Origin of the sequence: Actinomycetospora sp. NBC_00405 (genome assembly GCF_036044095.1) — a bacterium.
GTDB lineage: Bacteria > Actinomycetota > Actinomycetes > Mycobacteriales > Pseudonocardiaceae > Actinomycetospora > Actinomycetospora callitridis.
On sequence record NZ_CP107938.1, the window covers coordinates 5,866,917 to 5,892,802 of the forward strand.

25 protein-coding genes and 1 pseudogene are annotated in these 25,886 nt (G+C 73.2%); 10 read left to right on the forward strand and 16 right to left on the reverse strand.

Annotation, left to right across the window (positions count from 1 at the left end; all coding sequences use genetic code 11):
* Nucleotides 1-72: 72 nt before the first annotated feature.
* From OG774_RS28960 to rpsR, 4 genes are all read right to left on the reverse strand, one after another.
* Complete coding sequence (locus OG774_RS28960) at nucleotides 73-1,098, reverse strand: LLM class flavin-dependent oxidoreductase (protein ID WP_328305775.1); 1,026 nt, start codon at nucleotides 1,096-1,098, stop codon at nucleotides 73-75.
* 72 nt (nucleotides 1,099-1,170) lie between these two features.
* On the reverse strand, nucleotides 1,171-1,860 hold the full coding sequence (locus OG774_RS28965; RefSeq protein WP_328305776.1) for an SAM-dependent methyltransferase: 690 nt from the start codon (nucleotides 1,858-1,860) through the stop codon (nucleotides 1,171-1,173).
* 115 nt (nucleotides 1,861-1,975) lie between these two features.
* On the reverse strand, nucleotides 1,976-2,437 hold the full coding sequence (locus OG774_RS28970; RefSeq protein ID WP_442873921.1) for a Fur family transcriptional regulator: 462 nt from the start codon (nucleotides 2,435-2,437) through the stop codon (nucleotides 1,976-1,978).
* Between the two features lie 58 nt (nucleotides 2,438-2,495).
* Nucleotides 2,496-2,738: a 30S ribosomal protein S18 gene (gene rpsR / locus OG774_RS28975; protein ID WP_328305778.1), complete on the reverse strand. Its 243-nt coding sequence runs from the start codon at nucleotides 2,736-2,738 to the stop codon at nucleotides 2,496-2,498.
* A 244-nt stretch (nucleotides 2,739-2,982) separates the two neighbouring features.
* On the opposite strand from rpsR, the gene OG774_RS28980 reads away from it, so the two are divergent.
* The 3 genes from OG774_RS28980 to OG774_RS28990 are packed head-to-tail and all read left to right on the forward strand — an operon-like array spanning nucleotide 2,983 to nucleotide 5,998.
* The gene (locus tag OG774_RS28980; protein WP_328305779.1) at nucleotides 2,983-4,023 is read left to right on the forward strand and encodes an ABC transporter substrate-binding protein; all 1,041 of its coding nucleotides are present in this window, start codon (nucleotides 2,983-2,985) and stop codon (nucleotides 4,021-4,023) included.
* 11 nt (nucleotides 4,024-4,034) lie between these two features.
* Nucleotides 4,035-5,018: a FecCD family ABC transporter permease gene (locus OG774_RS28985; RefSeq protein WP_328305780.1), complete on the forward strand. Its 984-nt coding sequence runs from the start codon at nucleotides 4,035-4,037 to the stop codon at nucleotides 5,016-5,018.
* Nucleotides 5,015-5,998, forward strand: a complete 984-nt coding sequence (locus tag OG774_RS28990; protein WP_328305781.1) for a FecCD family ABC transporter permease — start codon at nucleotides 5,015-5,017, stop codon at nucleotides 5,996-5,998. Before OG774_RS28985 ends, OG774_RS28990 begins: the two co-directional genes overlap by 4 nt.
* Before the next feature lie 93 nt (nucleotides 5,999-6,091).
* On the opposite strand, the gene OG774_RS28995 is transcribed toward OG774_RS28990, so the two are convergent.
* From OG774_RS28995 to OG774_RS29015, 5 genes are all read right to left on the reverse strand, one after another.
* Nucleotides 6,092-6,487 (reverse strand): GNAT family N-acetyltransferase, encoded by a 396-nt coding sequence (locus OG774_RS28995; RefSeq protein WP_328305782.1) that lies wholly within the window; start codon nucleotides 6,485-6,487, stop codon nucleotides 6,092-6,094.
* A gap of 5 nt (nucleotides 6,488-6,492) precedes the next feature.
* Nucleotides 6,493-7,494, reverse strand: a complete 1,002-nt coding sequence (locus tag OG774_RS29000; protein ID WP_328305783.1) for an ABC transporter substrate-binding protein — start codon at nucleotides 7,492-7,494, stop codon at nucleotides 6,493-6,495.
* Entirely contained in the window at nucleotides 7,491-8,285 is a 795-nt protein-coding gene (locus OG774_RS29005) for an ABC transporter ATP-binding protein (protein ID WP_328305784.1), read from the reverse strand. Before OG774_RS29005 ends, OG774_RS29000 begins: the two co-directional genes overlap by 4 nt.
* A 1-nt stretch (nucleotide 8,286) precedes the next feature.
* Entirely contained in the window at nucleotides 8,287-9,300 is a 1,014-nt protein-coding gene (locus OG774_RS29010; protein WP_328311202.1) for a FecCD family ABC transporter permease, read from the reverse strand.
* An 86-nt stretch (nucleotides 9,301-9,386) separates the two neighbouring features.
* The gene (locus tag OG774_RS29015) at nucleotides 9,387-10,640 is read right to left on the reverse strand and encodes an MFS transporter (RefSeq protein WP_328305785.1); all 1,254 of its coding nucleotides are present in this window, start codon (nucleotides 10,638-10,640) and stop codon (nucleotides 9,387-9,389) included.
* Nucleotides 10,641-10,790: 150 nt separating this feature from the next.
* On the opposite strand from OG774_RS29015, the gene OG774_RS29020 reads away from it, so the two are divergent.
* Genes OG774_RS29020 through OG774_RS29035 form a run of 4 tightly spaced genes read left to right on the forward strand, consistent with a single transcriptional unit; the run spans nucleotide 10,791 to nucleotide 14,318 of the window.
* Nucleotides 10,791-11,537: a methyltransferase gene (locus OG774_RS29020; RefSeq protein WP_328305786.1), complete on the forward strand. Its 747-nt coding sequence runs from the start codon at nucleotides 10,791-10,793 to the stop codon at nucleotides 11,535-11,537.
* A complete protein-coding gene (locus OG774_RS29025) occupies nucleotides 11,534-12,370 on the forward strand; it encodes a Rossmann-like domain-containing protein (RefSeq protein ID WP_328305787.1) in 837 nt (278 codons plus the stop codon). Before OG774_RS29020 ends, OG774_RS29025 begins: the two co-directional genes overlap by 4 nt.
* Complete coding sequence (locus OG774_RS29030) at nucleotides 12,367-13,356, forward strand: GHMP family kinase ATP-binding protein (RefSeq protein WP_328305788.1); 990 nt, start codon at nucleotides 12,367-12,369, stop codon at nucleotides 13,354-13,356. The genes OG774_RS29025 and OG774_RS29030 overlap by 4 nt, the downstream gene beginning before the upstream one ends.
* Complete coding sequence (locus tag OG774_RS29035) at nucleotides 13,293-14,318, forward strand: pyridoxal-phosphate dependent enzyme (protein WP_328305789.1); 1,026 nt, start codon at nucleotides 13,293-13,295, stop codon at nucleotides 14,316-14,318. Before OG774_RS29030 ends, OG774_RS29035 begins: the two co-directional genes overlap by 64 nt.
* 143 nt (nucleotides 14,319-14,461) lie before the next feature.
* Here the strand turns inward: OG774_RS29035 and OG774_RS29040 are convergent, their stop codons facing one another.
* Nucleotides 14,462-14,803: a hypothetical protein gene (locus OG774_RS29040; RefSeq protein ID WP_328305790.1), complete on the reverse strand. Its 342-nt coding sequence runs from the start codon at nucleotides 14,801-14,803 to the stop codon at nucleotides 14,462-14,464.
* A 9-nt stretch (nucleotides 14,804-14,812) separates the two neighbouring features.
* Nucleotides 14,813-15,621 (reverse strand): annotated as a pseudogene (locus OG774_RS29050) (amidohydrolase family protein).
* Nucleotides 15,622-15,876: 255 nt separating this feature from the next.
* Here OG774_RS29050 and OG774_RS29055 point away from each other — a divergent pair.
* The 3 genes from OG774_RS29055 (at nucleotide 15,877) to OG774_RS29065 (ending at nucleotide 18,105) form a co-directional block, all read left to right on the forward strand.
* Entirely contained in the window at nucleotides 15,877-16,248 is a 372-nt protein-coding gene (locus OG774_RS29055) for a hypothetical protein (protein WP_328311205.1), read from the forward strand.
* The gene (locus OG774_RS29060; RefSeq protein ID WP_328311207.1) at nucleotides 16,248-17,213 is read left to right on the forward strand and encodes a fumarylacetoacetate hydrolase family protein; all 966 of its coding nucleotides are present in this window, start codon (nucleotides 16,248-16,250) and stop codon (nucleotides 17,211-17,213) included. The genes OG774_RS29055 and OG774_RS29060 overlap by 1 nt, the downstream gene beginning before the upstream one ends.
* Before the next feature lie 175 nt (nucleotides 17,214-17,388).
* Nucleotides 17,389-18,105: a TetR/AcrR family transcriptional regulator gene (locus OG774_RS29065; RefSeq protein WP_328305792.1), complete on the forward strand. Its 717-nt coding sequence runs from the start codon at nucleotides 17,389-17,391 to the stop codon at nucleotides 18,103-18,105.
* A gap of 29 nt (nucleotides 18,106-18,134) precedes the next feature.
* Here OG774_RS29065 and OG774_RS29070 read toward each other — a convergent pair whose 3' ends face one another.
* From OG774_RS29070 to OG774_RS29090, 5 genes are all read right to left on the reverse strand, one after another.
* Complete coding sequence (locus OG774_RS29070) at nucleotides 18,135-19,910, reverse strand: acyclic terpene utilization AtuA family protein (protein ID WP_328305793.1); 1,776 nt, start codon at nucleotides 19,908-19,910, stop codon at nucleotides 18,135-18,137.
* Nucleotides 19,907-21,907 (reverse strand): ATP-binding protein, encoded by a 2,001-nt coding sequence (locus tag OG774_RS29075; protein ID WP_328305794.1) that lies wholly within the window; start codon nucleotides 21,905-21,907, stop codon nucleotides 19,907-19,909. Before OG774_RS29075 ends, OG774_RS29070 begins: the two co-directional genes overlap by 4 nt.
* 7 nt (nucleotides 21,908-21,914) lie before the next feature.
* The gene (locus OG774_RS29080) at nucleotides 21,915-23,513 is read right to left on the reverse strand and encodes an acyl-CoA carboxylase subunit beta (RefSeq protein ID WP_328305795.1); all 1,599 of its coding nucleotides are present in this window, start codon (nucleotides 23,511-23,513) and stop codon (nucleotides 21,915-21,917) included.
* A gap of 225 nt (nucleotides 23,514-23,738) precedes the next feature.
* Nucleotides 23,739-24,152, reverse strand: coding sequence for a nuclear transport factor 2 family protein (locus tag OG774_RS29085; protein WP_328305796.1), 414 nt, complete (start codon nucleotides 24,150-24,152; stop codon nucleotides 23,739-23,741).
* Nucleotides 24,153-24,228: 76 nt separating this feature from the next.
* Nucleotides 24,229-25,818, reverse strand: coding sequence for a class I adenylate-forming enzyme family protein (locus OG774_RS29090; RefSeq protein ID WP_328305797.1), 1,590 nt, complete (start codon nucleotides 25,816-25,818; stop codon nucleotides 24,229-24,231).
* Nucleotides 25,819-25,886: the final 68 nt, after the last annotated feature.

Sequence of the window (25,886 nt, forward strand, 5' to 3'; positions counted from 1 at the left end):
CTGATCACACGCCGTCTCCTCCGGGCAGGGATGGCCCGAGGGGGGCGGTCGCCTCGCCGCGCGGGCAGCTGCTCAACCGGTCGCCGGAGCTGCGCGGCTGCCGAGGAGCTCCCCGAGTGCGGTGACGGTCTCGGTCGTCCGCCCGGGGTCGCCGGTGGTCTGGACCATCAGTGCCATCCGGTCGATCCCGGTGCGGGCCCGGGTCGTCTCCAGTCGCTCGCGGGCGTCGTCGACGGTGCCGACGGCGTGCAGGCGGCACAGGAGATCGGTGTAGGCGTCGACGTCGGTCGGGGTGCGCGGCGCGCCGTCCGCGCGGACATAGCCGGCCAGGCCGGGGCGGAGCCATCGCGGCAGCGCCTCGCGCACCGCTCGCTGCGCCTCGACCCGCGTGTCCGCCACGTGGGCGATGCCCACCGCGACGTGCTCGGCCGGGTCGGGGTCCGCCGTGCCGGCATGCTCCGTCCAGTGCGCGAGGGCGGCGGCCTTCTCGTCGTCGCCGGCGTGCATCCCCAGCAGTAGCGGGAGCCGGCGGGTACCCGCGACGGCCACGGTGGCCGGGGAGGTGGCCGCCACGTGCAGCGGCGGACCGCCGGGAGCGGCCGGACGGGGCACGACGGGCACCTCGTCGAACGGGACCAACGGCCCCGGACCGTGCACGGCGGGAGCCCGGAGGGCGGTGCGCAGCACGTCCAGCTCCTCGGCGAACCCGTGCTCCCACCGCCGTCGCCCGGCGTCCTCGCCGCCACCGAGCACCGAGAGCTCGCGCCACGGCCCTCCGCGGCCGACCCCGAGACGGAGCCTCCCGGGCGTGAGCTGGTCGAGCATCGCCGCCTGTTCGGCCAGGGCGACCGGGTGCGTGCTGGGCAGGACGCTCACGGCCGTCCCGACACCGATCCGCCCGGTCGCTCCCAGCAGGTGCCCGGCGAGCGTGATCGCCGACGGGCACACCCCGTAGGACATGAAGTGGTGCTCGGCCAGCCACACCTCGTCGAGGCCCACCTCCTCGGCCAGGTGCGCGAGGCGCACGGACTCGGCGAGTGCCTCGCCGTGTGTGCGTCCCGGCCACTGGGGCGAGATCAGGAACAGCCCGAGGCGCATCGGTCCTCCGCGAACGTGCCGACGGTGCGGTTCTCAGCCTCGCGTCCTCGCGCCCGCGCCGGGGAGTCGGGGTCAGCCGGCGGCGCGCTGCAGGACCAGGACGTTGTCGGTGACCGTCGCGGTCTCGCCGTGCGGGCCGGTGGCCCGGCGCCGGGGCATGTCGGCGCGGACGACGGGCCACCGCGCCGGATCCAGGGCGAGATCCGCGGCGATCTCCTGCGGGGTGGGGAAGTGGGTGCCGGGGTCCTGGTTCCACGACCACGGGGCGATGGAGCCGTGGTCGACGACCAGGAGCAGGCCGCCGGGACGCAGCGCGTGGGCGGCGGTGCGCAGGACCTCGGCTCGGGGGAACTCGAACATCGAGTGGAAGTACTGCGCGGAGACCAGGTCGAACTCGCCGGCGGGGAAGGTGCGCGGGAGGTCGTGCTGCTCGGCGGTGATCCGGTCGGCGAGCCCCGACGCGACGGCGTGCTCCCGCACTCCGGCGACCGCGCTCGCCGCGATGTCGACCGCCGTGACACGCCAGCCGCGGCGGGCCAGCCACGCAGCGTCCCCTCCGGAGCCCGACCCGAGATCCAGGGCGGTTCCCGGTGTCAGGGGCCCGACGACCTCGACGAGCAGGGGGTTGGTCCGCTCGCCCCACGGGACCTCGCGGCTCGAGTAGAGCTCGTCCCAGAAGCGGGCGGCCCCGTCGGGGTCGGTGTCGTGCTCGGCGGACGCCATGTTGTTCTTTCGGGGTGGCAGGTGATCCTCGTGTGCCACCGTGGCTCCGGTTCGCGGCGAGGGCACGTTCTCGTGCCAGGTCAGCAAGAACGCATGCGTGGGCTGCGACCGAGGACGAGTGACGGCTGTCCGGGACGAGCGACGAGGTCGTCGCTCAGGCCGATGCGTCCTTCGAGGTGTCGGCCGCACACACCTGGCAGGTCCCGAAGATTTCGACGGTGTGGTCGAGATCGGAGAACCCGTGGGCCTCGCCGACCTCGCGCGCCCAGCGCTCGACGTCCGGACCACCGATCTCCTCCGTGCGTCCGCACGACCGGCAGATGAGGTGGTGGTGATGGTCCTCCGCCCGGCACATGCGGTAGAGCGATCCGTCCTCGGACGCCACGACGTCGGCGTCGCCCTGCCCGGCGAGCAGGTGGAGCTGCCGGTACACCGTCGTGAGGCCGATCGGGTCGCCCGCCTGTCGCAACTGGCTGTGGAGCTCCTGCGCGCTGACGAAGCCGTGGTTGCGCCCGAGCGCCGCGCGGACCGCCGAGCGCTGTCGGGTGGAGCGGGTGGGGCCGCGCCCTGACCGGTCGATCTGTGGCGAGCTCACGGCTGTCACGGTATCGGACATCGACGACGTGGCCGGTGGTTGCTGGTCAGCCCTGCCGGCCCTTCCACCGGGGTCGCTCCTACTTCGCGCTGGAGGTGTAGGGCAGCAGGGCCATCTCCCGAGCGGTCTTGATCGCCGCGGCGACCTGCTGCTGCTGCCGGCCGGTGAGTCCGGTGACCCGTCGGGATCGGATCTTTCCCCGGTCCGAGATGAAGGTGCGCAGCAGGGCCACGTCGGTCCACTCCACGACCTCGACCCCTCGCGTGACGAGCGGGTTGGACTTCTTCTTGCGCGGACTCGCGCCGTGTGGTCGACCGGGCATCGCAGTGGTGCCTCCCACCTCTGGCGGTGGAGGCCGTGTTCTCGCCCGGCGGCGGCCCGGTCGAGACCTCGGCCGAGTACCTGGTGGTCACCGCGCGGAGGTCCGCGGACTGACGACGCGCGCCCGGGACCCGTCCGCTTGTCGAACTTGATCATCACCGGCGCCGCATGAGTGACGTCATACCTCATCATCTGATGAGGTGTCGTATCTTGCCCCCGTCGAAGATCGTCCGATGGGAGCGCCGGTGCCGTCTCGCGTCCGAACCCTCGCCGCCGCCGGTGCCGCGGCGCTGACCGTGGCCGTCCTGACCTCGTGTGCCGGCGGCCCGCCGGCCGCTCCGGCCCCGCCGCCCGAGGCCGGCGCGGGCGTCGAGAACTGCGGGCGCCCGGTCCCCGTGGGTGCGCCACCTCAGCGGATCTTCGCGGCGTTCCAGAACGGGATCGAGATGGTGCACGCCCTCGACGCGGGCGACCGCCTGGTCGGGACGGCGTATCTGGACAACCCGATCCTGGCGGAGTTCGCCGCCGACCAGGCGCGGCCCGCGTACTTCCCCGAGGAGTACCCGAGCCGCGAGGAGGTGCTCCGGCTCGACCCGGACTTCGTCGTCAGCGGCTTCACCGGCGGCTTCACCACCGAGGGCCTGGGCACGCGCACCGAGCTCGCGTCCATCGGGATCGGGAGCTACCTGTTCACCCCCTACTGCCCGCCCGCCGACGGCGGCGCCCAGGCCGACGTCGTCGCCGCGCCGGTGCCCTTCGACGAGGTCTACACCGACATCACCGACCTCGGTCGGATCCTGGGCCGGCCCGATCTCGCGACACAGCGGGTCGACGCGATGCGCACCGAGATCGCGCAGGTCCAGGGGGCCGTCGCGCCGTTGCCGAGACCGCGCGTCGCGGTCCTCAACCGGCTCGCGTCGGGCGGCGCCGGGCTGCGGGTCTTCGGGGCGGACGACATCGCCACGACGATCGTCGAGGCCGCGGGCGGCCAGCAGGCGTTCGGTGACGTGAGCGGGCGCCAGACCCAGGTCGGCGCCGAGGAGATCGTGCGGCGCAACCCCGACGTCATCCTCGTGCCGGCCTGCTGCTCGGCCGACACGGGCCCGGAGGGGGCGCAGCCGGTGATCGACGGGCTCCTCGCCGATCCGGCGCTGGCGTCGGTGCCGGCGGTGCGCGACGGCCGCATCGCGGGGATCACGTTCGCCGAGATCAGCCCGGGCGTCCGCAACGCCGACGCGGTGGCGAACGTGGCGCGCATCCTGCACCCGGGGGCACAAGGACTGTGAGGGGCCGGGCCGTGCCGGCGGCGGGCGCGCTCGCGCTCGCGTCGGCGCTGCTCGCGGTCGCCGTCCTCTGCTCCCTGCTGGTCGGGCCCGAGTCGGTCCCGCCCGCCGCGCTGCTGCAGCTGGACGACCCGGGCGTGGACCCCGACGTGCTGGTCCTACGTCACCTGCGCCTGCCCCGCACGATCACCGGCGTGCTCGCCGGGTCGGGGTTGGGCGTGGCCGGCGTGCTGCTCATCGGCCTGACGCGCAATCCCCTCGCCGACCCGGGCGTCGTCGGGATCAACGCCGGGGCCGCCCTGGCGGTCGTGGTCGGGATCGCCGTGCTCGGGGTGGCCGGGATGCCGGGTCTGGCCTGGTGCGCGCTGGTCGGGGCGGCGCTCGCGGGCGTGGTGGTGCACCTGCTCGGGTCGGCGGGCCGGGGTGCGACGCCGGTGTCGATCGCCATTGCCGGCGCGGCCGTCTCCGCCGCCCTCGCCGCGATCACCACGGCGGTGACGCTGGCGGACCGGACGACGTTCGCGGCGTTCCGGTTCTGGAACGTGGGGGCGCTCGGGACGGCGGACCCGGCGGCGTTGCGCGGGGCGCTGCCGTTCCTGGTCGCCGGTCTGGCGCTGGCCGTCGGTGTGGCTCCGGTCCTCGACGTGCTGGCCCTCGGCGACGACGTCGCGGCCGGCCTCGGCGCCCACCTCGGGCTCGTCCGGGCGACCACGGCGGCCGCCGCGGTCCTCCTGGCGGGCACCGCTGTGGCGCTGGCCGGACCGATCGCGTTCGTCGGCCTCGCCGTCCCGCACGCGGCGCGCCTGCTGGTCGGCGTCTCCCACCGCCGCCAGGTCCTGCTGGCCGTCCTGCTGGGTCCGGTGGTGGTGCTGCTCGCCGACTCCGTCGGGCGCCTCGTCCTGGCGCCCCGCGAGGTCCAGGCCGGGCTGGTCACCGCTCTGGTCGGGGCTCCGGTGCTGATCGCGCTCGTCCGTCGGCGCCTCGGGGTCGGCGGGTGACGCGGTGGCGTCTCCCCGCCGTGCTCGGTCTGGCTGCGGTGACCCTCGCCGCCGCCCTCGTCGTCGGCGACTACCCGATCGCGGTGTCACGGGTCGCCGAGGCACTGGGCGGGAGCGGGAGCCCGCGCATCCGCTACGTCGTGCTCGATCTGCGGCTGCCCCGCGCGCTCGCCGCGACGGTGGGCGGGGCCGCGCTGGGGCTCGCGGGCGCGGTGTTCCAGCGGCTCGCCCGCAACCCGCTGGCCAGTCCCGACGTGATCGGTATCAGCGCGGGCGCGGGGCTCGGTGCGGTCGCCGCCCTGGTGGTGTTCGCCGTCGGTCCGGCCGGCGTCGTCGTGGGCGCGGCCGGTGGGGCGCTGCTGGCGGCCGTCGCCGTCCACCGGTTGTCGTCCCGTCACGGCGTGACCGGCCCCCGGCTGGTGCTGGTCGGCATCGCCGTCGGAGCGGTCGCCTCGGCGCTCACGTCCTCGCTGCTCACCACGGCCGACCTCTACGTTGCCGAACAGGCCACCGTGTGGTTGGTCGGCAGCCTCATCGGGCGAAGTTGGTCCCACGCCGTGCCGCTGGTCGTGGCAGTGCCCCTACTGAGCCTGCTGGTCGCGGCCGGCGTGCGTCGTCTGCGGCTGCTCGACCTCGGTGACGACGTCGCGGGCGCGCTGGGTGTCCGGGTGGAGCGGAGCCGCGCGGGCCTGCTGGCGGTCGCGACGCTGCTCGCCGCCGCCGTGACCGCCGTCGGCGGACCGATCGCGTTCGTCGCGCTCGCCGCACCGCAGGTCGCCCGTCGCCTCGAGGGCGGGCGCCCACCGTCGCTCGCCCTCTCCGCCGCGTGCGGTGCGGCGCTCCTGGGCCTGTCCGATCTGGCCGCGCGGCGTGTCGCCGCGCCGGCCGAGGTCCCGGTCGGGGTGGTCACGGCGGTGTGCGGCGCCCCGCTCCTGATCGGCCTGCTGATCCGGGCCCGGTGTCGGGGGGAGTCGCTCTGACACCTGACACCTGACACCTGACACCCGGCCGGGGCCGATCACACCTCCGTGAAGCCGCCACGGTCTTCGCGGCACCGCGGACGTGGCGTCGGGTCACCGCACACGCTTCATCCCGAGGCTGGGCGCGACGTCGACGAACCCGAACCGTCGGTAGAGCGCCTGGCCGGGCGGCTCGGCGACGAGCGAGACGTACGCGTCGGGAGCGCACCGATCGACGTGCTGCAGGAGGCGTTCCAGGAGCCGCGAGCCGACGCCCCGGCCCTGGTGCTCGGGTTCGACCGCGACGTCCACGACCTGCAGGAACAGCGCGCCGTCCCCGACGAGCCGGCCCATGCCCACGACCCGCCCCTCCGGCGTACGGGCGGTCACGGCGAACCACGAGGCGGCCAGCCCGGCCGGGGTCGCCCCGGCCGGGACGCCGCTCATCCCGGCGATGGCCCGGAGCCGGGCGTGCTCCCCGGACGTCGGTGCGCGGTCGACGATCTCCACGGAGCTCAGGACGTGGGTGGCAGCGAGCGCACCCAGGCGCCGAGCTTCTCGGCACCGTCGATGTTGCGGGGCCCGCTGATCGCCTCGTTGTAATCGAGGACGAAGAACCGGTCGTCGCGGATCGCGGGCACGCCCTGGAGCTGGGGCAACGATCGCAGGAACTGGATCTTCTCCTCGGCGCTCCGGTCGCCGTAGTCGACGATGACGATCGCCTGGGGCTGCCGGTCGACCACGGCCTCCCAGGTGACCTCGTTCCAGCGGCTGGGTGTGTCTCCGAAGATGTTCTCGGCGCCGGCGATGCGCAGGAGGTCGGTGGGCGGGACCTGGGAACCGGCGCTGCGCGGGCGGTCGGTGCCCGAGTCGTAGACGAAGACCCCGGGGCGCGCGCGGTCGGCGGGTACGGCCTGCTCGACCGCCGCGACGCGTGCGCGGTAGGAGGCGATCACGTCCCGGGCGCGGTCGGGGACGCCGTAGATCCTCCCGAGGCGGTCGAGGTCGCTGTAGAGGGCTTCGAGCGGCGGGACCTGCTCGGGGAAGCCGGGGTAGTTGAAGCAGGTCTCGGTGTGCATGAAGCTCTGGATGCCGAGGCCGTCGAGCAGCTCGGGGGTGATGCCGCGTTCGTCGCTGAACCCGGAGCGCCAGCCGGCGACCACCATGTCCGCGCCGGCGTCGACGACGAGCTCGCGGTTGAGCAGGTCGGTGCTGAGCAGCTCGAGGCGGGCGTACTGGTCGGCGTAGGGGGACTCGGTGACCGGGGGGTTGGCCGGGGGCATGACGTACCCGCGGATGGCGTCGGCGAGGCCGAGGACGAGGAGCTTGTCGGTGCTGCCGGCCTCGTAGGTCACCGTGCGGGCGGGCCGTGGGTAGGGGACGGGCTCGGCGCAGCGTTCGACGACGGTGCTCGGTGCGGCGGCGGGATCCTCCCGGACCTGCGCGCCGCAGCCCGTGAGGAGGACGAGGCCGGCGATCGCGGTGACACCGAGGCGACGGTGGCGGGACGGGTTCATGACGCTCCTCGTCGATGGGGCGGAGAGGTGGGGAGGGTGAACAGCAGCTGGACCGCGCCGGTCTCGGGATGGGTCACGACGCGGGTGTCGACGCCGAACACCTGGGCGACGAGGCCCTCGGTGAGGACGTCGGCGGGAGTGCCGGCGGCCACGAGCCGGCCCTCGTCGAGCACCCCGATCCGGTCGCAGACCGCCGCGGCGAGGTTGAGGTCGTGCAGGACGACCAGCACCGTGGCGCCGCTGTCGCGCAGGACGGCGAGCAGGCCGAGCTGGTGGGCGACGTCGAGGTGGTTGGTGGGCTCGTCGAGCACCAGCAGCTCGGGGTCCTGCGCCAGGGCCCGGGCCGCGACGACGCGCTGGCGCTCGCCGCCGGAGAGGGACAGCACGCCGCGATCGGCGAGGTCCAGGACGTCGAGCCGGGCCATGGCGCGCCGGCACACCTCCCGGTCCTCGGGTCCGAGGGCCCGGTTGCCCGTGAGGTGCGGGGCACGGCCCAGGGCGACGAGCTCGGCGACGGTGAAGTCGAGGTCGGCGCCGGCGTCCTGGGGCATCGCGGCGATCCGGCGCGCGCCGTCCCGCCGCGAGAGCGTGGCCAGGTCGGTGTCGTCGAGTCGGATGGTGCCGGCGTCGGGGCGCAGGGCGCGGTACACGGTGCGCAGGACGGTGGACTTGCCGCTGCCGTTGGGGCCGACGAGGCCGACGACGGTGCCCGAGCCGACCTCGAGCGAGAGGCTCCGGACGATCTCGCGGCCCGCGAGGGTGACCGAGAGATCGGCGATGCGCAGGTCCACGTCAGCGGCTCCCGTAGACGTAGCCGCGACGGCGGATCAGGAGGACGAACACCGGAACCCCGACGAGCGCGGTGATCACCCCGAGGGGCAGGTCGCGCGGGGCCACGACGGTGCGGGCGAGGAGGTCGACCCACACGGTGAACACCGCGCCGGCCAGCGGCGCCACGAGCAGCACCCGGGCGTGACCGACCCCCACCACGAGCCGGACCAGGTGCGGCATCACGAGGCCGATGAACCCGATCGCCCCGCTCACCGCCACCATCGCCCCGGTCGCGACGGCGGTGAGGACGAACAGCTCCCGGCGCAGCGCGGACGGGTCGACGCCGGTGCTCATGGCGGTCTCGTCGCCGAGGGCGAGCAGGTCGAGCGACCGGGCCCGGCGCCAGGACCAGGCCAGGCACACGAGCACCGCGACGGCCACGAGCGGCAGCGACGCCCACATCGCGGCGCCGAAACTGCCGAGGGTCCAGAAGAGGACGGTGCCGGTCGCCTCGCCCTGCGGGACGAGGTAGACCAGGAGCCCCATCGCCGCCTGGAACCCGTAGGCCAGGGCGACCCCGACGAGCACGAGGCGCAGGGGACTGGTGCCGGCGCGGCCGCGGGACAGGCCGTAGACCGCCACCGACGCCACGAGCGCCCCGAGGAACGCGCCGAGCGACACCGCGTGGATGCCGGCGACGGCGAGGCCACCGGTGACGATGACCGCGACCGCCCCGACCGAGGCGCCCGACGAGACGCCGAGGACGAACGGGTCGGCGAGTGCGTTGCGGACGAGCGCCTGGATGACCACTCCGACGGTGCTCAGGCCGGCGCCGACCAGGGCCGCGAGCAGGACGCGCGGGGTCCGGATGTGCCAGACGATCTGGTAGCGCGAGACCTGCTCGGCGTCGATCTCGCCGCCGGACACGGACGCCCACAGGAACGAGGCCGTGTCGAGCGGTGACACCGACGCGGCGCCCAGCCCGATCGCGACCAGGACCGACGCGGCGAGGAGCAGCACGAGGCCGGCCGCCATCACCCCGACGCGCGGTCCCCGTCCGGCCGGCGTGTCGGCGGCGTCGGCGACGTGCGGCGGCGCGAGCTCTCTCCCGGCGACCACGGTCACCGCCCCTCGGCGGAGGTCCGGACCTCGGACCGACGGACCGCGAAGTGCCGGGAGCTGGGGACCAGGGCGGCCACGGCCGGAGCGGCGAAGCAGAGCACGGCGCAGACCCCGAGGACCGGCGTGACGCCGAACGTGACGATCGCCGGTGCGATGAGGGCGAGACCGAGCGGGGCCAGGCCGTAGGAGAACAGGAAGTCCAGCGACGACACCCGGGCGAGGAGCCGGGGCTCGACCTCCCGCTGGGTCGCGGTGAACCACGGCACGTTGAACAGCTCGATCCCGATCCCGGCCACGACGTACGCCGCGACGATCACCGCGACGGGCACGGGCAGCATCAGCGCCAGGGGGGCGAACCCGTAGACGGCGAGCCCGGCCAGCGCGGCCCACCCCGCCGACCGCGGCCGCCAGCGGGCGACGAGCAACGCACCCAGCAGCGCGCCGAGCGTGTACCCGGTCAGCGCTCCCGCGAGGACGACCTCGCTGCCGAACTGCTCCCGGCTCACCAGCGGGAGCGCGACACCCGTCGCCGAGTAGCCGGTGGCGATGACCGTGGTCAGCGCGCCGAGCCCGGCGAGGAACCAGGGGTGCCGGCGGGCCTCGCGCAGTCCCTCGACGAACTCCCCGACGAGCGCCCGCGGTCCGGGGGCGGACGCGGTGCGCACGGGACCTCCGGACGGCGGGAGGACGGCTGCGACCAGCCAGAGCAGCCCGACCACGAGAAGCAGCGACCGGACACCGACCAGGGCGCCGAGCAGCGCGGTCCCGCCGGGCGCGACGAGCGTCGTCCCGCGCACCGCGAGGGTCAGGGCGGCGTTCGCCTGCTGGCGGCGCACGGCGTCGACGACCTCGGCGGTCAGGGCCTGGAACGCCGGCCGGCACGCGCCCTGCCCGGCGCCCGAGACCCCCGCGGCCACGATCATGAGCGCCGGCGACCACCCCAGTCCGACGGCGATGCCGACGCTGGCGACCGCGGACACGAGCCCCGCCGACCAGATCACCGCGCGCCGTGACCACCGGTCGGCGATCACCCCACTGATCGGGACGGCCACGAGGAACCCGACCGTGCGGGCGGCGAGGACGACGCCGAGGGCTCCCACGCCGACGACGCCCTCCACCACGCCGAGGCCGAGCACGAACGGGAGCGCCCAGGTCGCGAGCCCGGACGCGGTGGTGCCGATCCAGAGCCGCACGAACGCCGGCTCCCGTAGGACGGACCGGTCCGTCGTGTCCGGCTCGCCCGTTCCGGGCATGTCCGCGTCCACCTCGCTGTCGGAAATGGTTGTCATTACCGGCGGGATGAGACCACACCACCCGCCGTGGACGCGAGGGGTACGAAGCGGACAGTCGTCACAGTCCGCGCGAGGTTCTCTTTGTAAGTGAAAACGATTACCGTTTTCGCTATGAACGCCGAGACCACGGCCGCCGCGGCCGATCGACGGTTGCTGGACGAGCTGCCGCCGCCCCTGCCCGCCGAGCAGATCGTGTCGCTCAACCGGCCACGCGGAGGCCTGGACACCCACCGGACCTGCACGTGGAACGAGTGGACCTTCGACGTGCCTCCCGGGGTGTTCATGCCCGGCGCCACGAGCCGGATGGTCTACGACCGGGTCCTGAACGGCCGGATCGACGTCCGCGGACGCCGCTACCTCGCCATGGGGTGCGGGATCGGCGCCGAGGTCGTCGCCGCCGTCGTGGCGGGGGCGGCGCGGGTCTACGCGGCCGACGTCCACGAGCCCAGCGTCCAGGCCACCCTCGACCACGTCCGGCGCCTCGTGCCCGGAACGCCCACGGAGGTGGTGCCCGCGACCGGCGACCTCCTGGGCGGGCTGCCGGAGGGGACGGTGGTCGACGTCGTGACGTTCAACCCGCCCGCGGTGAGCCAGCCCGTCAGCGACGACCCCGACGTCGTCCGCAACGTCTGCACCGGCAGCGAGCTGCTGCGGCAGCTGTTCGCCCAGCTCGCCGAGCGCGAGGTGCTCGCCCCGTCCGGCGAGGTCTTCGTCATCGCCTCGAACACCGCGGACCTGCGTGCGATCGCCGGGCACGGTCTCGACGCGGGCTTCACCGTCGAGGTCGCCCACCGCCACGACTGGCAGGACGGCGTGCTGACCTACCTGCTGCGCTTCAGGCCAGAGGCCCGGCGATGACCGGGGTCGACGCCGCGCTCACCGTCGAGGGCCTCGTCGCCGACGTGGTCGCGGGCCGTCGCGGACCGGTCCCCGACGAGATCGTCGCGACCAGCGTCTTCTGGCTCGGCCACGGGACACGGCTCGCGGGCGGCGACGTCACCTACCGCAACCAGTACGTCCTGGTGCGGGTCGGGCGCTCCTTCGGCGCGTGCGCGGTGGCTGCCGGCCCCGACGGTCCGGAGCTCGGGCCCGAGGTCGCGGCGGCCTCCGGCAGCAGCGTCGCGAGCCTGCTCACCCCCGACACTCCGCCCGGCCTGCGCGTAGCCGCCCTCGACGCCTACCTCGCCGAGACGTCGCCCCACCGGGACGACCCCCGCGCCGAACCCGTCACCCTCCCGGCAGGGACCCCGGAGGACCGGGCCGTCGCCCGCGACGCCGCCATCGCCGGGCTGCTCGAGGTGGACCACGGCAGCACGGTCGCGCTCATCGGGGTGGTCAATCCCCTGGTGGCCGCGATCCGGGAGCGCGGCGCGGAGTGCCTGCCGTGCGACCTGACGTTGTCGCGCACGCAGTGGGGCGACGAGGTCCGGCGCGACAGCGACGAGGTGATCGACGCCGCCGACGCCGTCGTCGTCACCGGGATGACCCTGTCGAACGACACCTTCGACGGCATCGTGGCGCGGTGCCGGGCGCGCGCGATCCCCCTCACGATCTACGCGCAGACCGGCAGCGCGGTCGCCCGCGCCTTCCTCGGCGACGGCGTCGCCGCCGTCTGCGCGGAACCGTTCCCCTTCTCCCAGTTCAGCGCCGACGAGACCCGGCTCTACCGCTACCGCGCCGCCGACTCGTGAGGACGGGTACCGCCGCGGCTCCCGGCCATCACGGCGAACTGCTCCAGGGGGTGTTCCGCGACGAGCACGGACGGGCGCGCCACGGGCTGGTCACCCTGCCGATGCGTCACCACGGCACCCGCGCCTTCTTCACCCCGAGTGTCTCGGACAGCGAGGTCACCGCGGCGCCGGCCGATCGCGAGAAGGCCCGCCGTGCCGCCCTGCTGACCCTGGCGCACTGCTCTGCGGCCGCGGGCATCCCGCCAGTCGGTGGTCACCTCGAGCTCGCGAGCGACATCCCGGTCGGCCTGGGCCTCGGCTCCTCGACCAGCGACGTCGTCGCCGCCATCCGCGCCGTCGCCACCGGGGTCGGCGTGCCGCTGGACCCGACCGACGTGGCTCGGCTCGCCGCTCGTGCGGAGTGGGCGTCGGACCCCACGATGTTCGACGATCGACCGCTCCTGTTCGACCAACGCCGCGGTCGTGTCCTGGAGCGCCTCGGAGCGCGACTCCCGCCCCTCGTGGTGGCCGGGTGCGTGACGGACGGGGGCCGTCCGGTCGACACGGTGGCGACCGCGGTCGACGACGAGCACACCGAGGAGGACCTGCGCGCCTACGAGCACCTGCGCGGGCTGCTCCGCGAGGCGATCGCCCGCCGGGACAGCGGCCTGCTCGGCCGGGTCGCGACCGCGAGCACACGTCGACACCAACGGCTCCGCGCAACACCGGAGCTCGAGCTGCTCCTCGAGCTCGCCGCGGACCTCGGCGCGCACGGCGTCCAGATCGCCCACAGCGGGAACGTGGCCGGCCTGGTCTTCGACCCGCGCCGCCCGGACACCCCCTGGCGCCTCGACCGCGCGACGGCCGTCCTGACCGAGCACGGACTCGGGCCCACCACGACGTTCAGCGTCGCCCCCGGGCCGGAGCCGAAGGGAGAACGAGCATGGACGACCACGTCAGCCAGGCCATCGGACGACCCGACCTGGTCCGGCTCGGCAGCCGGCTGATCTGCCTGCGCTTCGAGACCATGAAGGTGCTCTCGGCCGACGCCGCGGTCGAGCAGCTCCTGAAACGGGGTGTCGTACGCCCCGGCGACACCGTCGTCGACTCGTCGAGCGGCATCTACGCCATCGCCCTGGCCCTCGCATGCCACCGCCACGGCCTGACCTGCCACATCGTCGGCTCGACCACCATCGACCGGACGACGGCGATCCAGCTGGAGCTCCTCGGCGCCCGTCTCGAACAGATGCCGCCGTCGTCCGACCTCGGACTCGACCAGAACCGGCGCGTGGCGCGCGTCCGCGAGCTCCTCGCGGCGAACCCGCGACACCACTGGATGCGCCAGTACCACGACGACGTCCACCGTCTCGGCTACCGGGCGGTCGCCCGTCTCATCGCCGAGGAGGTCGACGGACCGCTGACCCTCGTGGGCGGGGTCGGCTCCGGGGCGTCCACCGGCGCCCTCGCGACGTACCTGCGTGGGTGGGGCCGCCCCACCACGCTGGTCGGTGTCCAGCCGTTCGGCAGCGTGACCTTCGGCAGCGACCACGTCGCCGACCCCGACATCATCATCGCCGGGATCGGCAGCTCGATCCCGTTCGGCAACGTCGACCACACCCTCTACGACACGATCCACTGGATCGGGTTCGCCGCCGCCCAGTCCGGCAGCATCGAACTGCTGCGCCGCCACGCCGTCTTCGCCGGACTCTCCACCGGCGCCGGCTACCTCGCCGCCTGCTGGGAACGACGGCTCGCCGCCGACACCACCCTGATCGTGATCGGCGCGGACACCGGCACCCGCTACGTCGACAGCGTCTTCGCTCGCCACCGTGAGGCCGAGCCGTTCCCGAGTCTCAGCCCGCGTGCGGCCACCCGCCTCGACGAGCTCACCCTGCCCTGGTCGCGCATGAACTGGCGACGGGCCGCGGCCCCGGTTCGAGCACGGTGCGACCGGGATGTGGCCTCCTGATCCCCGGTCGACGCAGTGGCAGCGACGGCCCACCCCGAGGTGCGTGAGGCGACGACGCCCACTCCACCAGGCGGCAGCGTCCGACGTCGTCTGCCGTCGGGGTGCCAGGGAGTCCCGCCGGTCCGGCCTCAGGCGAGACAGGGTCAAGGGCCGGCCGCCGTTGTAGGTGACCCTGTCGCGCAGGGGTCGTACCAGGCGTCGGGTACGCCGGCCTCGTCGGACACCGACTTCCGCACGCCCTCGACGTGCTCCTCGAAGGCCACGAAGTCCCGCACCGTCGGCGGAGCGAGCGGCGACAGCAGCCGCGCCTGCCCGAGCGGCACGGTCGGCGCTGACGCCGCGTCCCGGTCGGCATGCTGGAGCGCCGCCGGGCCCCCGGCCAGCAGGCCGGTGATCGTGGTGCCGGGCAGCAGCAGGTGCACCGCGTCGTCCCTGACGACGCCGGTACGAGCGCTGCCCTCGTACTCGACCGTGGCGAGTCGCACGGGTCCTCCTCAGGCGAGCACGGCGGGCAGAGGGCCGAGCAGGCGTTCGGCGTTGCCGCCGCGGATGGCGGTGATGGTCTCGGGTGCGAGGTCGGCGGCGAGCAGCCGGTCGACGGGGTCCTCGACGCCCATGTCGAAGGGGTAGTCGCTGCCGAGGGTCACCTGGCCCGCGCCCATCACCGAGATCAGGTGCCGGAGCTGGTCGGGCGTGTAGACGAGTGAGTCGACGAAGGTCCGCCGGAGCTGGGCCGGAGCTCGGTGGTCCGCGCGTCGCTGCGGGCGTGCCAGGCGTGATCGGCGCGCACGACGTAGCTGGGCAGGTAGCCCCCGCCGTGGGCGGACCACACCCGCAGCCCGGAGTGGCGTTCGAGCAGCCCGGAGAACACCAGCCGGGACAGCGCGAGCGCGGTCTCGGTGGGGTTGCCGACCGTGTTGAACAGGTAGTAGTCGCCGAGGCGGGAGCCCAGCGAGCAGCCCCACGGGTGAATCAGGATCGCCGCTTCCAGCTCCTCGGCCGTGGCCCAGAATCCGGTCAGCGCCGGGTCGTCCAGCTCGACGCCCGGTCCGGCGGTGGTGGAGATCTGTACCCCGCGCATGCCCAGCTCGCGCACGGCATTGGTGAGCTGCGCGGTGGCCAGGTCGGGGTGCTGCAGCGACACGGCCCCGATCGGCAGCAGCCGCGACGCAGCCCGGTCGCAGAAGGCGACGACGCCCTCGTCGGTGGCCGCGACGATCCGCCCGGCGAGGTCCCGATCCGCCCACGCGTGGGGGAGCGGCATCGGGGAGACGGCCTGGATGTCCACCCCGGCCCGGTCCATCGCGGCGAGCCGCAGGTCGAGGTCGGTGAGCAGCGGCCCGATCTCGGCGATCTGCGCGTGGTTCAACGCCGACGACGCGGGGCCGAGCGCGGCGGCGTCGATGTGTTGCTGCTGGCGCAGGCCGGGCTGGTCCCCGATGCAGGGCGTCGAGAACCACGAGGAGGTTGAGGTCCATCTGCCCGAGCTTCACCGCTCACCGTCCCCGCTCGACGTCGACGGCCCACCTCACCGGGCCGCCGCCCGGCAGGCCGGCAACTGCTCGGCGACGACCTGTTCGTCACCAACGTGGCCCGCCTCGAGCGCGGCATCGCGGAGGGCGTGGCCAACGCCGTCCTCGTCAAGCCCAACCAGATCGGCACCCTCAGCGACGCCCGCTCGGTCGTGCGCCGCGCGGACGACGCCGTCTACACCACCGTGCTCTCCGCTCGCTCCGGGGAGACCGAGGACGACTGGCTCGCCGACCTCGCCGTCGGATGGTGCACCGGCCAGATCAAGGTCGGCTCCACCACCCGCTCGGAGCGCACCGCCAAGTGGAACCGGCTCCTGCAGCTCGAGTCCCAGCTCGGCGACGCCGCCGACTACGCCGGTGGCGCCGCACTCGACGCCGGGCGAAAGGTGGCGCGGTGATGTGGTTCGCGCTCGGCACCTTCACCGCCGACGGGACGACCTTCCCGGGGCTCGTCGTCGACGACGCCGTTGTCGACCTGCGCCCGCACCTCGGTGACGGAGTCACCGTCGAGGGCCTGCTGCAGGACTGGGACGCCACGCTCGCGGTCCTGCACGACCTCGCCGAGGAGGCCGGCGACCTGCCGTCGACGGCCCTCGCCGACCTGCGCCTCCTCGCCCCGTTCCGGCCGACGCAGCTCCTGTGCGCGGGAGCCAACTACTTCCGCCACGTCCGCCAGATCGTCGCCAGCACGCTGCGCAACGGCGGGGACGAGCGGAGCGAGGACGACCTGCAGGCCGAGGCCGACCGGATTGCCCACGCCCGCGCCGCGTCCGGCACGCCCTTCCTGTTCCCCGGCCTGCCCAGCGCCGTCACCGGGCCGGAGGACGACGTCGTCCTCTGGGGTCCGGGCGTCCAGCACGACTGGGAGCTCGAGCTCGGTGTGGTCATCGGCCGCCCCGCCCACCGCATCGCACCCGGCGAGGCCGTGGACGTCTTGGCCGGCTACGTCATCGGCAACGACATCAGCACCCGCGACGTGATGGCGCGCCCCGACCTGCCCATGACCGACTTCATCATGAGCAAGAGCCGCCCGACGTTCTTCCCGACCGGCCCCTACCTGGTCCCACGCGAGTGCGTCCCCGATCCACGGCAGCTCCGACTGCGCCTGTCGGTCAACGGCCAGGTGATGCAGGACGACACGGTCGACGACATCATCTACGGCATCGAGGAGCTCGTCAGCTACGCCTCCCACGCCGCCGTCCTCCGCCCCGGCGACCTCCTCCTCACCGGCTCACCCGCGGGCAATGCCGGCCACCACGGCAACCGCTGGCTCGTCCCCGGCGACGTCATCGCCGCCGAGATCACCGGCCTCGGGCGCCAGCGCAACCGATGCGTCGCGCCCCGGGCGGAGAGGGCAACGTAGGCCGCTGCGGATCGACTCGAGAGTCACTGTCCCGCGAGTCGCCCCCCGACGGTCCGCGCTCACCTGCTCGTTCGGCCCGCCCTGGGTCGACACGGATGTCAACACAGCTGTCGGTTGAAGGGGTCGCGCCGACGGCATCGCGGTAGGATCACCGGAGCGAGCGAGGGAGGAACCCATGGCCCGACCGGAGGCCGGCCCACCGAGACGCCCACGCGGTGGGTCCGGGCCGAGTCAGGCCGGGGCGTTCCTGTCCGGCGGGTCGTCGATCCCGACGACGACGCGAGGTCGGCGGACCCGGGCGGCCCTGATCAACGCCGCCCGCGAGGTGTTCGAGGAGCTGGGTTTCCGCGATGCCCGCATCTCGGACATCGCGAAGCGCGCCGGCACGTCCTACGGGGTCTTCTACCACTACTTCGACTCCAAGGAGTCGGTGCTCGACGAGCTGTTCACCTCCGTCACCGGGGACATGTACAACGCGTCCCAGGCGCGCTCGAAGTCCGACGGGGACGTGGTCGACAAGATCCGGGCGAGCAACCGCCAGTACCTCGTCGTGGCGGCACGCAATGCGCAGCTGATCGCGATGATCGAGGAGCTCGCCTACCGCGACCCCCAGTTCCGCGAACTGAAGCTCCGCATCCGCGAGCCGTTCCTCCTCCGCAACGAGGCCGGGATCCGACGGCTCCAGGAGCAGGGGCTCGCCGACCCGAACCTCGATGCCGCGATGGCGGCGTCGATGCTGGGCGGGATGATCGAGCACTTCACGTTGTTGTGGTTCTTCCACGGCGTCCCGTACGACGAGGAGCTGGCTGTCGAGACCCTGACCAGGCTCTGGGCCCAGGCCATCGGGATGCGGCTCGACGAGTCGGGGCGTCTGGTGCAGGGCGCTCGTTGACACCAGCGGTGCGGGGTGCTGCTCGATCCTCAGACGGCCCCGGGTGTCTCGAGGAGCGCGGCCGGAAGCTCGACGTGCCGCGCACGTAGGTACTCGCCGAGCCCCTTGCCCTGCGAGTCGAGGTGCAGGTTCGCTCCCACGCCCCGGCCGAGGAGACCCACGACGGTCACCCCGGCGGCGCGGAGGTTCGGCATCCACCACGGCCGCAGGGCCAGTCCGCCGGCCTGGGGGAGCAGCTCGCGCCAGCGGTCCTCCGTGAGCCAGCCGGTCAGCCAGTCGTAGGTGCGGTCGTCGCGCGCCCACACCCCGAGCGTGGCGTTGCCGCCCTTGTCGCCCGACCGGGAGCCCAGGACGGTGCCCAAGGACGAGCGGACGGTGGGTCCCGCGGGGGACCGGACCGACGAGGGCGCAGCGGTGGGTGGAGCGGGTGGGGCGGGCCGGGTGGGCGGGGGTGCCGCCGTCCACTCGCGGCCCTCGAACGAGACGGTCTGGGAGGAGTCTGCGTGGGGCAGCAGGGTCGGCCAGAACACCGTGTACGCCGACCCGCCGGACGGTGGCGCGGTGAGGTGGAAGCCGGGGTAACTGCTCAGCCCGGTCTCGACGGCCGCGCGGGCCAGCTGCGCCACGGAGGAACGGTCACGGCTGGAGACGCTGACCGTCAGCAACGCCGTGGCCTCGTCGGGCGCCCCGGGGTCGGGGCGGTCGGCGCGCAGGAGGCGGACATGCACCTCGTCGAAAGCCTTGTCCCCGCCGGGGATGGCCGCCCAGAGGGCACGCTGGGCGAGGTCCGCCTTCGCGGGCACCTCGTCGCCCGTGATCACGAACGTGACGCTGTTTCGGTGGCCCGGCGTCGTGATCAGACCGACCTTCAGCGTGTCCGGGGCCGGCTCGCCCCGCGTTCCCGAGATCCGGACCCGATCCGGTCCCTCCTGCTCGAGGGTCAGCGTGTCGAATCGTGCGATGACGTCGGGGTTGAGGTAGCGGGGTCCGTCGATCTCGTAGAGCAGCTGGGCCGTGACCGTCTCCACGGTGACCGCGCCGCCGGTACCCGGGTGCTTGGTGATCACGGCGGACCCGTCGGCCGCGATCTCGGCCAGCGGGAAGCCGGGGCGTTCGAGCGCCGGGACCTCGGAGAAGAAGGAGAAGTTCCCGCCGGTGGCCTGGGCTCCGCACTCGATGACGTGGCCCGCGGCGACGGCTCCCGCGAGCGCGTCCCACTCATCTCTCACCCACCCGAAGTGCCAGGCGGCCGGACCCACGATGACCGACGCGTCGCTCACCCGTCCGGTGATGACGATGTCGGCGCCCTCCTGGAGCGCCTCGGCGATCCCCCAACACCCGAGGTAGGCGGACGCGACCTCGACCTCGACGGCGAGCTCGTCGAACGGCTCTCCCGTGTCGAGGTGGGGAGCGGTCCAACCGTCGTCGCGGGCGCGGCGAACGAGCTCGGTGGCGTCGTCGCCGTCCACGACCGCGACCCGCACGGTGCGCCCGAGGTCCGAGGCGATCTGTTCGACCTTCGCCGCGCAGGCGCGCGGGTTGAGGCCGCCGGCGTTGGACACGATGCGGATCCCGCGCTCCAGGCAGTCCGCCAGCACGTCCTCGAGCTGCGTGAGGAAGGTCCGCGCGTAGCCGGCCGCCGGGTCGCGGTGGCGCTGCTTGAGCAGCACACCCATGGTGAGCTCGGCCAGCCAGTCACCGGTGAGGACATCGATCGGGCCGTCGTCGACCATCTCCCGCGCCGCCGAGAGACGGTCGCCGAAGAAGCCGGAGCAGTTGGCGACCCGCAGCGGTGTCGTGGTCATGGGTCCTCCCGCGGGGCCACGGTGACGAGAGTCGTCTTGGCCTCGACGTACTGTCCGACCTCGACGAGGACGGCGTCGACCACGCCCGCGCCTGCCGCCAGGGCCGGATGCTCCATCTTCATCGCCTCGAGGACGACCAGCGTCTGGCCGGCCTCCACCACGTCACCGGGCTCGACTCCGACGTGCACGACGGTCCCCGACATCTGGGCGACGGGACCGCCCCCGGCGGTGACGGCGTCGGGGTCCGGGAGCCGCGGCTCCTGCCGCCAGGACGTCTGGGCCCCGGGGGAGTTCACCCAGACCGACCCGTCGGCGTAGTCGACGACCGTGCAGCGGTGCTCGAGGCCCGCGAACGTCACCCGGACCTCGTCGGTACCGAGGCCGCGCAGCCCGAGCTCGTGGCGTTCACCGTCCACCTCGAGCGTGAGGGCGGTGTCACCGCTCGCCGCATCGAGCGAGTAGGCGACCGCGATCTCGGGGCCGTCCGCAGCCGTCCACGTCGCCGGCGTGAGCGGGCGGCCGGGGATCAGCCGGAAGCCGGGCTCGACACGGATGGCGACGGGAGCGGCGGCGCGTCGGCGAGCGGTGCCGACCGAGACCGCGGCGGCGAGGTGCACGACATCGGGGGTCGTGCGCCGCGGGCGCAGGAGGTCGGGGTGCCGGTCGAGGAAGTCGGTGTGGGTTTCGCCGGCGAGGAAGTCCGGGTCACGCAGCAGCGCGACCAGGGACTCGCGGTTGGTGACCGTGCCGTGGACCTGCGTGGCGTCGAGGGCTGCGGCCAACTTCGCCGCGGCCTCCGTGCGGGTGTCCCCGTGGGCGACGACCTTCGCGAGCATCGGGTCGTAGTAGGCCGAGATCTCTCCCGGAGCCGCGACGCCGTCCTCGAAGCGGATGCCCGGGAGGTCGGGGTGCGAGTAGCGGTACAGCGGCCCCGGCGTGGGGAGGAAGCCGCGGGTGGTGTCCTCCGCATAGAGCCGGACCTCGAGGGCGTGACCCCGCTGGTGCACGTCCCGCTGTGTGAGGCCGAGGGGCTTGCCCTGCGCGACGTCGAGCTGCAGACGGACCAGGTCGAGGCCGGTGACCTCCTCGGTGACCGGGTGCTCGACCTGGAGGCGGGTGTTCATCTCAAGGAAGGAGAACTCGCCCGTCCTGTCGTCGAGCAGGTACTCCACGGTGCCCGCGCCGAGGTAGCCGAGCTCGCGGACGAGCGACACGGCCGTTGCCCCCATGCGTCCACGCAGGTCCGCGTCGACGACGGGGGACGGCGCCTCCTCCAGGACCTTCTGGTGTCGTCGCTGTACGGAGCATTCCCGCTCACCGAGGTGGATCGCGTTGCCGTGGGCGTCGCCGAACACCTGGATCTCGATGTGTCGCGCGACAGCCAGATACCGTTCGCAGAACACCGTGGTGTTGCCGAACGACGACCCTGCCTCGCGGCGGGCGCCCCGGATCGCCTCGACCAGGTCGGCCGGCCGGTCCACGCGGCGCATGCCCTTGCCCCCACCACCCGCGGTCGCCTTGACCAGCAGGGGGTAGCCGACCTGGTCGCCGGCCTCGCGCCACGAGGTCTCGTCGTCGCCCTCGATGACGGCGTCGGGCAGGACCGGGACCCCGGCCTTGCGGGCGATCTCCTTCGCCCGGTCCTTGAGCCCCATCTCCGTCATGGAGTCGGGGGCGGGCCCGACGAAGAGGACACCGGCCTCGGAGCACGCCATGGCGAACTCGGCGTTCTCCGAGAGGAACCCGTAGCCCGGGTGGATCGCGTCGGCTCCGGACCGGCGTGCGGCGTCGAGCACCTTCTCGAGATCGAGGTACGTCTCGGTGCTGGTCGAGCCACCGAGCGGGACGGCCACGTCGGCGTCCCGCACGTGGGGGGCGTCCGCGTCGGGATCGGAGAACACTGCGACCGTCCGGATCCCGAGCGCGCGGGCGGTGCGGAAGACGCGTCGAGCGATCTCGCCCCGGTTCGCGACGAGCAGGCTGCGGATCGTGGTCACCAGTGCCTCACATCCGGAAGGGCGCGAATCGGGTGGTGCCCTCGACCGGGCCGGAATGCACCGCGGAGAGCGCGAGCCCGAGGACCGTGCGGGTGTGGCGCGGGTCGATGACCCCGTCGTCCCACAGGTGCCCGGTCGCGTTCAACGCGCTCGATTGCGCCTCGATCATCGCCTCGGTCTCGGCTCTGACCGCTGCGTCGGTGGCCTCGTCGTAGGGGTTCGCGGCTCGCTCGGCGGCAGCTCTCCGGATGATCGACATGACACCGGCGAGCTGGGTCCCGCCCATGACCGCGATGCGGTGGTTGGGCCAGGTGAACACGAACCGGGGATCGAAGGCGCGCCCCGACATCCCGTAGTTCCCGGCGCCGTACGACGCGCCGACCATCAACGTGAGGTGCGGGACGGCGGAGTTGGAGACGGCGTTGATCAGCTTGGCGCCGTCCTTGATGATGCCGCCCCGCTCGACCGCGGATCCCACCATGAACCCGGTGATGTTCTGGACGAAGAGCAACGGGATGTCCCGCGCGTTGGCGAGCTGGATGAAGTGCGCGCCCTTCTGGGACTCCTCGGAGAACAGGATCCCGTTGTTCGCGAGGACCCCGACCGGGAAGCCGTGGAGCGAGCCCCACCCGCAGACGAGCTGGGTGCCGTAGAGGGGCTTGAACTCGTCGAACCGGGACCCGTCGAGGACGCGGGCGAGGACGTCGCGGACCTCGACCGACCGTCGCGCCTCGGCCGCGGCACAGGACAGGAGCTCCTCGGCCGGGAAGAGCGGCTCGTCGGCCGGCAGGGACGGGCCCGGGCCGTGCTTGCGCCACCCGAGGTCGGCGACGATCTGCCGTCCGATGCGCAGGGCGTCCCGCTCGTCGGCAGCCAGGTAGTCGGCGAGCCCCGATTCGCGGGCGTGCATCTCGGCCCCGCCCAGCGACTCGTCGTCGACGTCCTCCCCGGTGGCCATCTTCACCAGCGGCGGCCCACCGAGGTAGACCGCCGCCTGCTCCTTGACGAACACCGTGTACTCGCTCATGCCCGGCACGTAGGCGCCGCCGGCTGTCGAGCTGCCGAACACCAGCGCGATGGTGGGGATCCCTGCCGCGGAGAGCCGGGTGAGCTCGCGGAAGGTCCGCCCCCCGTTGACGAAGATCTCTTCTTGGCGGGGCAGATCGGCTCCGCCCGACTGCACCAGGCTGATCACGGGCAGCCGGTTGTGCTCGGCGATGTCGAGCGCGCGCAGCTGGCGCGCCACCGAGGACGGGTTGAGCGATCCGCCCTTCACCGTGGGCTCGTTCGCGATGATCATGCACTCGACGCCGCGCACCGGCCCGATCCCGGTGATCAGGCGTCCGCCCGGTTGCTCGTCCGGCTCGTGGGCGCCGGCGAACATCGACAGCTCGAGGAACGGCGCGTCCTGGTCGACCAGCAGGTCGACCCGTTCACGAGCCAGCAGGCTGCCGCGAGCCCGGTGCTTCGCCACCGCTCGGTCGCCACCGGCCGTAAGGACCCGTGCGGCCAGCACCTCGAGGTCCGCCAGTGCCGCCAGCATCGCGCTGCGGTCGATCCGGAAGCGATCGGAGGTCGGTTCGAGCGTCGAGGTCAGGACAGCCACGTCGGCCACCTCGCTGTGCGCGTGCTCTCGTCCGGCGTCCGCTGGACCCGCGGGCGAGGCGGGACGCGTCCTGCACTCACTGCTCCACATCCTCACGTTGTCGGTCGGCGGTGTCGGTCGGCGGTGTCGGTCGGCGGTATCGGTCAGGGCGACCGCGGGCGCGGGCCGGCCGCCGCCGGGTCCTCCTCCGTGCCGCCCGGTGGGCCCAGCAGCTCGACCGAGGACCTACGACGAGGTCGGAATCTGCTCGACATAGGCGAGGACCTGGAACGGGTCGAGCGACTCCGTCACTTCGTGGATCTTCCCGTCGCGCAGCTTGAACATCAGCAGGTAGTTGTTGTTGTACTCGGCCTCGCCCGGTCCGACTCCCGCGGTGGTCGCCTCGACGACGACTCGATCCTCTTCCGCCGTGAGGGTGTGCACGTCGAAGCGGAACTCGTCGAACGGGCTGAGGAAGCCCTCGAGGAGATTCCTCCAGCCCGGCTTGTCGTAGCGCCCCCCGTACTCGAATCGCTCCGGCCGGTTCGGGAGTGTCCAGGTGCCGTCCTCGTCGATGAGGTCGAACAACGCGGGGAAGTTCCGGTCACTGATGTACTGGCAGGCGTTCCGTACGATTTCCTTGTTCTTGTCCGTGGACACGATTCCTCCTGGTGGGTGTCGGGGAGAACGATCGGGTCGGGGAGATTCAGGGAGTCGGCCGAGGCTGCTCGACCGGCTACGGCGCGACCATCGCGTCCCGTAGCGCCACCTTCTTGATCTTTCCGGAAGGGGTGAGCGGCAACGAATCGACGACGAGGATCCGGGCGGGGACCTTGTACCGGGCCAGCTTCGTCCGGCAGAGGTCGAGCAGCGCCTCCGGATCGGCGGTGGCTCCTGTCGCCGGGACGACGTAGGCGTGCCCGACCTCGCCGTTGACCACGTCGGGCACGCCGATGACCGCGCACATGGCGATCGAGGGTTCGCCCGCGATGACGTTCTCGACCTCGGCGGGGTAGACGTTGTAGCCGCCGCGGATGTACATCTCCTTCTTCCGGCCGCGCAGGGCCACGCGTCCGTCCGGGCGTCGCAGCGCCATGTCGCCGGTGGCGAGCCAGCCGTCCGGGAGGAAGGTCGACGGTGCTCCCAGGTCCCAGTAGCCGGGGGAGACGCAGCCGCCCCGAACCTGGAGCTCGCCGTCGGCGTCGGGCGGCAGGGGGTGGTTGTCGTCGTCGGCGATGCGGACCTCGAAGTCCCCGATGGGGACGCCGAGGGTCTCCACCAGGGTGTCCAGGTCGTCGTCCGCAGCGGAGATGATGCAGCCACCCGACGTCTCCGACAGCCCGTACAGGTTGGCCAGGCGCGCGCCGTCAAAGCTGTCGATGATGCGCCGGCCCATGGCCGGCTCGACGTTCGACCCACCGATGACGCACGTGCGGACCGACGAGACGTCCACACCGGCGAACTCGGGCAGTTCCATCATCTTCGCGTACATCGTCGGGACGCCGATGAAGATGGTGACGCCGTGTCGCCCGATGCTGTCCAGCGCCTGCGCCGGGCTGTAGCGGGGCAGGAGCGCCACACTGCCCTGGACCACCATCGAGGCGGTGACCGTGCAGGTCAGCCCACCGACGTGGTTGAGCGGCATGTGTCCGATCGCGACGTCGCCGGACGTCTGGGCGAGGTGCTCGGCCTGCGCGCGGGCGGACGCGATGATGCTGGCATGGGTGAGCGTCGCGCCCTTGGGCTCGCCGGTGGTCCCCGACGTGTAGAGGATGACCGCAGGGTCCTCGGGGGCCGCGGGACCGGTGTCCGGGTCGGCCACCGGGCCTTCGCCGGGGACGCGGAGGTCCTCCCACCGGTGGCTGCCCGCGAAGCCCGCACCGCCGAGGAACACGAAGTGTCGGACGGTGGGTATCCGCGGACGGAGACGGTCGAGGAAGGAGACGAAGTCGAAGTCCCCGTCCTGCGCGCTGGTCAGCAGCATCACCGAGCCGGACTGGTTCAGCATGAAGTCGAACTCGCGCTCCCGGTAGGCCACGTTCAGCGTCACCAGGACCGCCCCGACCTTGACCGTCGCGAACCAGGTGATCAGCCACTCCGCCGAGTTGGGGGCGGCGATCGCGACACGATCCCCCTGGGTGATCCCGAGCTCGCGCAGGCCGCTCGCGAACCGGTCGACGACGTGCGCGAACTCCGTGTAGGTCCAGGTCCGCTCCGGACAACGGAGGAAGGGGACCTCGCCGTCCCGGGCTGCGTGGGACAGCAGCTCCGGCAGCGTGGTCGACGCGAGGGTCGCGGAGCCGCGGGGCGCGGCGAGGTCGGTCATGATGTCGTTCCCTCGATTGTGTCGCCGCGGGCCCGACGCGCGGTGATAGGTGCTGACGACGACGAACA